Raw genomic sequence first — 8271 nt, 5'->3', positions numbered from 1 at the left:
AACTGGTCGCTGTACTGGTTCCTCATAGAAACACCCCGAAGGTTGGATTGGGTGTCCAACTTTCGGGGTGCAGTTCAGAAAGGTGGGCTTCGTGTTCCTGCCGAACGAGTGCGGGGCGCCGTTACTTCTTCTTGGCGCGCTTACGCTCGTTCTCGGTGAGGTGCTTTTTGCGCAGACGAATATGTTCGGGGGTGATCTCCACCAATTCGTCGTCATCGAGAAACTCGATGGCTTGCTCGAGACTGAAGCGGATCGGCGGCGTCAGCACCAAGGCTTCGTCGGTGCCGGCGGAACGCATGTTGTCGAGCTTCTTGGCCTTGGTGGGATTGACCGCCATATCGTCGGCACGGTTATTGATGCCGATCAGCATGCCTTCGTAGACCTCGGTGCCATGCTCGACGAGCAATTTGCCGCGATCCTGCAGGGCGAATAGCGCGTAGGCCAGCGCCTTGCCGGGGGCCATGGAGACCAGCACGCCATTGCGACGCTCGACAGAGGCATCGGGCTTGAGCGGGCCGTAATGGTCGAAACGGCTAGTGAGGATGCCGGTGCCGGAGGTCAGCGTCAGGAACTGGCCACGGAAGCCGATCAGCCCACGCGCGGGGATGATGAAGTCCAGGCGCACACGACCCTTGCCGTCCGGGTTCATGTTGGTCATCTCGCCCTTGCGGTAGCCGAGCTCTTCCATCACCGCGCCTTGGTGCTGCTCTTCGCAGTCGATGATGACTTCCTCGTAGGGCTCCTGCTTGACGCCATCGTTCTCGCGGATGATGACCTCGGGGCGGCCCACGGCCAGCTCGTAACCTTCACGACGCATGCTTTCGATGAGTACCGAAAGGTGCAGCTCACCGCGTCCGGAGACCTTGAATTTCTCGGGCGTTTCGCCTTCCTCGACACGCAGCGCGACGTTGTGAATCAGCTCCTGCTCGAGGCGGTCACGAATGTTACGGCTGGTGACGAACTTGCCTTCCTTGCCGGCGAACGGCGAGTCGTTGACCTGGAAGGACATCGAGACGGTGGGTTCGTCGACGGTCAGCACGGGGAGCGCCTCGACGTTGGCCGGGTCGCACAGCGTATCGGAGATCGCCAGATCGCTGATGCCGGTAATGCAGACGATGTCACCGGCTTCGGCTTGTTCTGTCTGCACGCGCTCGAGGCCGAGGTGTGTCATGACCTGACCCACCTTGCCCTTGCGGACATTGCCTTCCTTGGATATCACGCTGATCTGTTGCCCGGGGCTCACGTTGCCGCGCTTGATGCGGCCCAGACCGATGACGCCGACGTAGCTGTTGTAGTCCAGCGCGGAGATCTGCATCTGGAACGGCCCGTCGCGTTCGACCGTGGGTGGTTCGACGATATCGACGATGGATTGGAACATCGGCGTCATGTCGTCTTCGAGCTCTTCCGGGTCCATGCCGGCGACGCCGTTGAGCGCCGAGCAATAGATGATCGGGAAGTCGAGCTGCTCGTCGCTGGCGCCGAGGTTGTCGAACAAATCGAAGATCTGGTCGATGACCCAGTCAGGGCGCGCGCCGGGACGGTCGATCTTGTTGACCACGACGATGGGCTTCAAGCCGCGATCGAAGGCTTTCTGAGTGACGAAGCGCGTCTGCGGCATGGGGCCGTCGACAGCGTCCACCATCAACAGAACGGAATCGACCATCGACATGACGCGCTCGACTTCACCACCGAAGTCGGCGTGTCCGGGCGTGTCGACGATGTTGATGTGGTAATCGTGCCACTGGATCGCGGTATTCTTGGACAGAATGGTGATACCGCGTTCTTTCTCCTGGTCGTTGGAGTCCATGATGCGCTCTTGCCCTTCGGCCTTGCGGTCGAGGGTGCCGGACTGACTCAGGAGTTGATCGACCAAGGTGGTCTTGCCATGGTCGACGTGGGCGATAATGGCGATGTTACGAAGGTTCTCGATCACGTAGGGATCCTGCTTGAAAATTGGGCCGTATTATAGGGTCAGGGTGCCGACGACTGCCAGTTTGATGACCGTTGCCAACAGGCGCGGCACGACAAAAGTCGTGTTGGCGCAGCGATAACCGTGGCGCTATCAGGGACTTGGGGCGTTTTGGCGGCAGGACGAAAATACGCAAAAAAATGGCGGCGCACTCGTCAACCGCCATTTATCGCGTCGGGGTGGACGCGTGGCGTGGGGTGGAGCGCACCGATCTAGAAGGGCTATTCACTCATTAAAGGTGCCCGAGGAGCCAATCATAGAGACGTCCCGCGCTGCTGGCAACGGGTTGCGTAATCTGAAAGCGTGGCAATGCCAGCGGGTCGTCGCGGTGCGAGAGCCAGCCGGCATGGCTGTGAAGGGCTTCCTGAACGCCGCAGCGCTGGGCCAGTTGACGCACACGGAGCGAGGCTTCCGGCTGTGGATAGGCGAAATAAGATAACGGGTCGCGGCATAGCACGCCGAGTTGGCGGCGCGAATGGCGAATTTGCCATTGGATCTGATGATCGTTGAGGGTGTCTAACGGTGTGGCGGCGACGCCGCGCGCGCCGAAACGCACCAAGCCGTCGCTTTCCAGGCGGCGCACGCTGAACGGGTCGAGCGTTTGGGGTGCGATGTCGAGCTCGGTGCCCAGCGCCGAGCCGAGCCGAACCAGCGTCAATGGAGCAGCTTGTTGCGCGAGTCGTTCGAGGTAGTCGTGCAATGCGTTACTGTAGGCGGTGCCTGGGTGGTCGGGCCGTGGCGGTGGGAGCGGGAGCCCGGCATCGCCGAGGCATTCGCGAACGCGCATGGGCTGGGTACCGTCCCAGAGAATGTCGCCGAGGGCCATCCGCCAATCGCCTTGCGAGCGCCCTGTATCGCCCGTACTCAGAAACACGCTGGCCGGCAACGCCAGGCGCTCGAGCTGTCGCAGCGCTACCTCGGCGGTGTCGCGCCAGCCGCCGTCGAAGGTCAGCGCGATGCGTGGCATCGGGTCGCGATGCAGACGGCGAGCACTCGCCAGGGAGACGATCTGAGCGTGATCGGTCAGGTGGTCGAGCAGCCGCCGGAAGCTTTCCGGGCCGAGGCAGTAGGGAGCTCGGTGCGGCAGGCGTGCGGCGGCTTCGTCGGGTAATACGCGCTGTATGACTAGAATCGCGCTGCGTCCGCGAAGCGGCTCGCTAAGGCTGCGTCGCCAGTGTCCGCGCAGGCGCTGCACGACGTCATGGGCAAGGCTGAGATGACTCATGGCGTGTCCCTCCGCACTGCTGTCGTTGCTCGGAGTGCGAGCGTTGTTGCCGTGGTGACATCCTGTCGCAGACGGCAAGGGTCTCCTTTGAGGGATGATGTTGTGATGGTGGTTGCGATATCTATCAGCATATCTCGTTGTCTCAATTTAGCCAGTCAGCCCCGGCTTGCCTCGTCGGCAGAACGTCATCATTGCCGCGCCGGTGGCGGTCAACTGCAAGGCGTGCAAGCTCCAGCGGTACCAGTAGATGCGGTAAGTTTTGCGCGGCGCCGGTGTGTCGTCGCGCCAAGCCATGAACCCGGCGGGGAGTGCACTGAAGGTCAGACCGGCCATCCCGACTCCCGGCGACAAGGGCAACCACAGCAGCAAGGCCAGCGGTAGGCTCGTGCCCTGGAGGAGCGCGGCACTCACCCGGGGGACGAGAAAACGCGGATGCCGCGCGGTGCTGGGAATGTAAAGACAATGCCGCTGGTGCCGGTGCTGCCGACGCCACCAAGGACCGAGGCGGCGCGGGGCTGCATGGTCGATCAGCAATGGTGCGTCCTGCCAGAAGAGGTGCGCGTGGCAGCGCCACAGACGCACGAGGATATCCAGGTCGGCGCCAGCCTTGAGGCGGGTGTCGTGGCCCCCGAGACGCTCGTACCACTCGCGGGTGATGGCCAATTGACCGGTGGGCCAATCCCAGGGGTGGTCGTCGAAGCCGCGTTGCGTGCGGCTGAGGTACCAGCTGGCGAGTGGTGGTGGCAACGGGGTGGCTGGGTATTGGGCGCAGACGATGGCGTCGGCGGCCTGATAGCTGAAGGCATGGGAGAGCCCGGTAAGCCATTGCTCGGGCACCTCGAGCGCTGCATCCAAAAACACCAGCACATCGCCATTCAGAGAGGTGGCACCATGGTGGCGAAGCGCGCCCTGTCCATACTGGGGCAGCACGGCGAAGCGGACATCGCGCTCAATCAGCAGGCGCTGGGTGGGCTCATCAAGCGTCGTAAGTTGTACCAACGTCTCGATGTGCCCGCTGAAGCACGCGATACTGCGTGCCAGGGCGCTTAGGCAGCGCTCCAGGTGCTCGGGGGTATGGCTGGCGTCGATTAGCAGACTGTAAGTGCGCATCGCTGGGAGTGCCTTGGGATCAGAGCCCATGTCGAGGGAGCTGACCAACAGCCTGGGGGGCGGCGCGAACCCTGGCAATCATCGCCGTGGCTGGTTTTTCTAAAGCAATACTGACTACAAGCCTGCTCGATTTTGCTCGATAGTCTGCCCGGTAGAGTGTGGTGCCAGCTGTCGAGAGGAGGCTCGAACATGTCTTTGCACCAACTTGGTTCATATGGGCGATGAGGCGCACCTTTTTGGGGCTTTAAAGTGTCTCTGCACTTTAATGTGGCGCACCTGGCGCTAAAGTGGTGCTGACCGATGCGCAAAGATGGTCTATTTTTTCTCGGTGGATCATGCGTTTATAAAAGTCGCACTGTGATGGCTCAATGATTGGCATGCCTTCTGCATTGCAAAACGTAAAGTGCATACCCGTGGGCAGCTGCCGGCGGGCGTGCTACAAACGACGCTGAACACGCAAGCAAACGACCCGAGCCATGGGCTCATAGTGGAGGAAATCATGTCCGAGAAGACCCTCGCCCTGATCGAAGAACACGATATCAAGTGGGTAGACCTGCGCTTTACCGATACCAAGGGCAAGGAGCAGCACGTCACGATTCCGGCCGGCGCCGTCGATGATGAGTTCTTCGAGGACGGCCAGATGTTCGATGGCTCCTCCATTGAAGGCTGGAAGGGTATCAATGAGTCCGACATGATCCTGCGCCCGGAAGATGGCAGCGGTTATCTCGACCCGTTCACCGAGGACGCTACCCTCGTACTGCGTTGCGATATCATCGAGCCGGCCACCATGCAGGGTTATGAGCGTGATCCGCGCTCCATCGCCAAACGTGCCGAGGCGTATCTGAAGTCCACCGGCTTGGGCGACACCGCCTTCTTCGGGCCGGAACCGGAATTCTTCATCTTCGACGAAGTGCACTGGAACGCCAACATTCAGGGCGCGATGTACAAGATCACTTCCGAGGAAGGCGCCTGGGCGACCGACTCCACTAACGTGGAAGGCGGCAACCTGGGGCACCGTCCGCGCGTCAAGGGCGGCTATTTCCCGGTACCGCCGGTGGATAGCTTCCATGACATCCGCAGTGCGATGTGCAACACCCTGGAAGCCATCGGCCAGTCGGTCGAGGTGCATCACCACGAGGTGGCCAACGCCGGCCAGAACGAGATCGGCGTCAAGTTCAACACCTTGGTCAAGAAGGCCGACGAAGTTCAGGAAATGAAGTACGTGATCCACAACGTGGCACACGCGTACGGCAAGACCGCGACCTTCATGCCCAAGCCGCTGGTCGGTGATAACGGTTCCGGCATGCACGTGCACCAGTCCTTCTGGAAGGACGGCGCCAACATGTTCGCGGGTGACGAATACGCTGGGCTGTCCGAAAGTGCGCTGTACTATATCGGCGGTATCATCAAGCACGCACGTGCTCTGAACGCCTTCACCAACGCCTCGACCAACTCTTACAAGCGTCTGGTCCCGGGCTTCGAAGCGCCGGTCATGCTGGCCTATAGTGCACGCAACCGCAGTGCATCCATCCGTATCCCCTACACGGCGAGCCCCAAGGGTAAGCGTGTGGAGCTGCGTTTCCCGGACCCGACCGCCAACCCTTACCTGTGCTTCTCGGCGATGCTGATGGCGGGTATCGACGGCATCAAGAACAAGATCCATCCCGGCGATGCCATGGACAAGAACCTCTATGACCTGCCGCCGGAAGAAGGCAAGTCGGTTCCCACCGTGGCCGAGAGCCTCGACCAGGCGCTGGAAGCGTTGAACGCCGACCGTGCCTTCCTCACCGAGGGTGAGGTGTTCACCGACGAGATGATCGACGCTTACATCGAGCTCAAGCAGGAAGAAGTTGACCGCCTGCGCATGGCGACGCACCCGATCGAATTCGACATGTACTACAGCTGCTGATCTCGCACGACAGCGTGTGATCTCTGCTGAACGAGGCCCCGTCCGATGTGACGGGGCTTTTTACGTTGTGGCGCGTGCGTGATGGAGGGATCGTTAAGGGTGTAGAGGGACGTGTTGTGGTTGGGTAAATTGAAGGTGCGCTAGACTGAGCGCTCGGTACAGGCACGAGGAGAAGGGCATGCGCCAAGGGTGGGCCACTGCGACATGGCTGAAATGCGCTTGGGCGTTGCTCGTAGCGGTTGTGATGGGTGTCTCGGCGGCGCAGGCGACGCCGGTCTATCGCAGCGTCGATGCGCAAGGCAACGTGGCCTTTTCCGACCGCCCGGTAGGGGAAAAGGTGGACGTCGGCACGGTGAACACGGTGCCCGGCCAACCGCGCGAGACACGCGATCTCCAGGCGCTGCCGGACGCGGCGACCGCGCCAGAAGCGAATGGCACGTCGTCATTCACCGCTTACGAGCGTCTCGCCATTGCGGCCCCTGGCAACGAGACGACCCTGCCCACCGGTGCGGCAGGGGATACTCAGGTGCGCGTGGCGATCTCGCCCGAACTGCGCGAGACGGACAAGCTGCGCATGGTAATCGATGGTGAGGTGAATGGGCCGGCCCGGCATGCGACGACCTTCTCGGTCACCGAGCTAGTGCGTGGGGAGCATACCTTGCGTGCTGAAGTCGTCGATGCTGAGGGACGTGTGCGCCAACGTAGTGCCCCGATCACGCTTTATGTGCAACGTGCCAGCCGTTACCTACCTGCCAACCCCAACAATCCCCGCAATAATGGTGGCAGCGACAGCCAGTGAGCCGATTTGGCGCTTGGCGCTGTCTACCTTCCTCGTTTTGCACTATTTTGGTGCGTTAGCGATATGTGTGTCAGTGGCTGCACTGCTCTATACCGGGCAGTGTCAGACTGGCGCGCTTCTTGCACTGCTAACGTACATGGACGATGGATAATGGATGGCACATGCCAGAACCTCCTTTGCCACAATATTCGGTCGAACCCCCAAGCTCGGTCGAACCAAAACGTTTGCTAGAACACCTGACGACAGCGGTGGTGCTGCTCGATGGCGATTTGCATGTGCGTTGGATGAATCCGGCCGCCGAGTCGTTGCTGGCGACTAGCCGGTTGCGTGTCATGGGCCAGCGACTGGAAAGTCTGGCGGGGGTCGAGGGCAGTGTCGAAGCGGTGTTGTTCAAGGCGCGTGACGAGCTGCACCCCTTCACGCAACGCGAGGCGAATCTGACGTTGCCGTCGGGAGATTCGGCCACGGTGGATTTCACCGTCACGCCGTTGTCCGCCGATGAACTGCTGATCGAGATCGAACCGCGCGATCGGTTGCTGCGCATCTCCCGCGAGGAAGCTTTGATCGCGCGTCAGGAGACCATCAAGGTGCTCACCCGGGGCCTGGCACACGAGGTCAAGAACCCGCTGGGCGGTATTCGTGGCGCGGCGCAGCTACTCGAACGCGATCTGCCCGACCCGCAGCTCTCCGAGTTCACACGCGTGATCGTCGAGGAGGCGGACCGCCTGCGCGATCTGGTCGATCGTATGCTGGGACCCAATAGCATGAGTCGCCACGAACCGCTCAACATCCATAAAGTGCTCGAGCGCGTGCGGACCTTGCTGGAGGCCGAGCATCCGCGTACCGAGTACGTGCGTGACTACGACCCCAGCCTGCCGGAACTAGAGGGCGATGAAGCGCAACTGATCCAGGCGGTGCTCAACGTCGCCCGCAACGCCGTCCAGGCGATGGAGGAGCACGGCGTTGACGGCCCACGCCTGATCTTGCGCACCCGGGCCCGGCGACAGTTCACGCTGGGTGCCGAGCGCCACCGGTTGGTCTGCGAGCTGGGCATTCTCGATAACGGCCCCGGGATTCCCGAGACGCTGCGCGAGACGTTGTTCTACCCCATGGTCTCGGGGCGAGCCGAGGGCAGTGGCCTGGGCCTTTCCATCGCGCAGTCGATCCTGCATCAGCATCAGGGCTTGATCGAGTGCGACTCGGTGCCCGGATGTACCGAATTCCGCTTGTTGATTCCGCTTGAGAGCCATCATTGAGGC

At 61.5% G+C, this 8271-nt stretch carries 6 protein-coding genes; 3 read left to right on the top strand and 3 right to left on the bottom strand.

Annotated features, from left to right (window positions below):
• Positions 1-121: 121 nt before the first annotated feature.
• The 3 genes from typA to LUN51_RS11645 form a co-directional block, all read right to left on the bottom strand.
• Complete coding sequence (gene typA / locus LUN51_RS11655; protein WP_277811393.1) at positions 122-1933, bottom strand: translational GTPase TypA; 1812 nt, start codon at positions 1931-1933, stop codon at positions 122-124.
• Between the two features lie 268 nt (positions 1934-2201).
• The gene (locus tag LUN51_RS11650; protein WP_277811392.1) at positions 2202-3194 is read right to left on the bottom strand and encodes a polysaccharide deacetylase family protein; all 993 of its coding nucleotides are present in this window, start codon (positions 3192-3194) and stop codon (positions 2202-2204) included.
• Between the two features lie 147 nt (positions 3195-3341).
• Positions 3342-4304, bottom strand: coding sequence for a glycosyltransferase (locus LUN51_RS11645; protein WP_277811391.1), 963 nt, complete (start codon positions 4302-4304; stop codon positions 3342-3344).
• 499 nt (positions 4305-4803) lie between these two features.
• Between LUN51_RS11645 and glnA the strand changes: the two genes are divergently transcribed.
• From glnA to glnL, 3 genes are all read left to right on the top strand, one after another.
• Positions 4804-6213 (top strand): glutamate--ammonia ligase, encoded by a 1410-nt coding sequence (gene glnA / locus LUN51_RS11640; RefSeq protein WP_277811390.1) that lies wholly within the window; start codon positions 4804-4806, stop codon positions 6211-6213.
• 178 nt (positions 6214-6391) lie between these two features.
• Positions 6392-7012 (top strand): DUF4124 domain-containing protein, encoded by a 621-nt coding sequence (locus LUN51_RS11635; protein WP_277811389.1) that lies wholly within the window; start codon positions 6392-6394, stop codon positions 7010-7012.
• Between the two features lie 161 nt (positions 7013-7173).
• A complete protein-coding gene (gene glnL / locus LUN51_RS11630) occupies positions 7174-8268 on the top strand; it encodes a nitrogen regulation protein NR(II) (protein ID WP_277811388.1) in 1095 nt (364 codons plus the stop codon).
• The last annotated feature ends 3 nt before the right edge of the window (positions 8269-8271 follow it).

The sequence above is a fragment of the Chromohalobacter canadensis genome, assembly GCF_029544075.1.
Taxonomy (GTDB): domain Bacteria; phylum Pseudomonadota; class Gammaproteobacteria; order Pseudomonadales; family Halomonadaceae; genus Chromohalobacter; species Chromohalobacter canadensis_A.
Note: the sequence above shows the minus strand (reverse complement) of the source record. Positions and strands in the feature narration are given on the sequence as shown.

Bases quoted from the DNA above. Each gene is read 5' to 3' on its own strand.
- LUN51_RS11645 (WP_277811391.1), bottom strand. From the start codon at position 4,304: ATGCGCACTTACAGTCTGCTAATCGACGCCAGCCATACCCCCGAGCAC.
- glnL (WP_277811388.1), top strand. From the start codon at position 7,174: ATGCCAGAACCTCCTTTGCCACAATATTCGGTCGAACCCCCAAGCTCG.
- glnA (WP_277811390.1), top strand. From the start codon at position 4,804: ATGTCCGAGAAGACCCTCGCCCTGATCGAAGAACACGATATCAAGTGG.
- LUN51_RS11650 (WP_277811392.1), bottom strand. From the start codon at position 3,194: ATGAGTCATCTCAGCCTTGCCCATGACGTCGTGCAGCGCCTGCGCGGA.
- LUN51_RS11635 (WP_277811389.1), top strand. From the start codon at position 6,392: ATGCGCCAAGGGTGGGCCACTGCGACATGGCTGAAATGCGCTTGGGCG.